Here is a 1,487-nt window from a genome sequence, read left to right on the forward strand (position 1 = left end):
TGAAGTGCCCTACAATTGTTAGACAAGGAAGTCTAATTAATTGTGGGGCTTTTCTTATGACAAAATACAGCAGTAAATTTAAAATCAAAGTTGTTTCCCGATACTTCAAGGGTGACATTGGGTATCACGATCTGTGTAAGCAATACCACACATCCTACGGATGTGCTCGGGTGTGGGTCCAGCAGGCCCGTGAACAAGGTATCCAATCTCTTGAGGTTAAGCGTTCAAGGGCTACATATTCTCAATCTTTTAAATTAGCAGTGATAGAATATGTGCGTACACATCAAATAAGTCGAGCCCAAGCAGCGGCACATTTTGGAATTTCTTCAAGCCAAGTCTATGCGTGGAATCAGATTGTGGATGAGCAAGGAGTCGCTGGACTGCGTTCGAAAAAGAGAGGAAAACAGACCACCAACCGTAAATATAATAAGTCCATTAAACATCTGCAGCCTAACCAGGAAGAGAAGTATCAACAGGAGATCTTAGAACTTAAACAGCGACTGCATAAAGCAGAATTGGATCGTGATATTTTAAAAGCACTCGCGACTTTAACGAAGAAGGCTCGCAAATAATCACCACAAAGGTGAAGGCCAACATTGTTTCTTCGTTACGGTCGCATTATGGATTCCAAGAACTACTAACTGCTCTAAAGCTACCGCGAGCAACTTATTATGATCGCCTAAAGCGGAATCGGCGACCAGATAAATATGGATCAATCAAAGCATTCATCAAAAAATTATTTTACAAAACACACGAAACCTACGGTTACCGTCGAATTCACGATGCAGCATTAAAGCATGGGTTCAGTTACGCAGAAGAGACAATCCGTCGATTAATGAGTGATATGGGTCTGAAAGTTTCGATTTATTCCAAACACACTTCTCAATACCATTCTTACAAAGGTCAAATTGGAAAGATTGCCCCCAATATCCTTAAGCAAAAATTTACTGCCAAGCAGCCGTTAACAGTTCTCCATACGGATGTCACTCAAGTACGCTTATACAACGGTAAATGGGGATACATTTCAGCTATTACAGATGAAGCAAGCCGTGAAGTATTGGCCGCTGCTATCAGTGATTCACCGAATAAATCCTTAATTCAGGCTACTTTGAAGCAACTGGCGCCACATCTGAGGCCGGGAATTCATCCAATCCTTCATTCAGACCAGGGCTGGCAGTATCAAGTTCCAGACTATCAAGCACGCTTAAAGCACATGAATATCTGTCAAAGCATGTCCCGTAAGGGAAATTGTCACGATAACGCACCAATTGAAAGTTTCTTTAATCTAATGAAACGAGAATGTCTTAATCGATATCAGATCAATAACGTTACGGATTTACGTCATTTAGTAAAACAATATATTCAATGGTTTAATTACGAAAGAATCTCGAGAAATAAAAACGGCCTAACTCCTGTAGAATACAGGAATCAAGTCTTAGCATCTTAAATAAACATTTTCTTTGTCTAACTTTTCTGTTGCACTTCAT

2 protein-coding genes are annotated in these 1,487 nt (G+C 40.1%); both read left to right on the forward strand.

Translation table 11 applies throughout. The annotated features are described in order from the left end of the window. The coding region (locus FD17_RS12870) for a helix-turn-helix domain-containing protein (protein WP_338092505.1) at positions 1–572 on the forward strand (572 nt) is incomplete at its 5' end. Positions 573–583: 11 nt separating this feature from the next. Continuing rightward, a complete protein-coding gene (locus FD17_RS12875) occupies positions 584–1,447 on the forward strand; it encodes an IS3 family transposase (RefSeq protein ID WP_156653636.1) in 864 nt (287 codons plus the stop codon). Positions 1,448–1,487: the final 40 nt, after the last annotated feature.

This window comes from Lentilactobacillus sunkii DSM 19904 (assembly GCF_001435575.1).
Lineage (GTDB): Bacteria > Bacillota > Bacilli > Lactobacillales > Lactobacillaceae > Lentilactobacillus > Lentilactobacillus sunkii.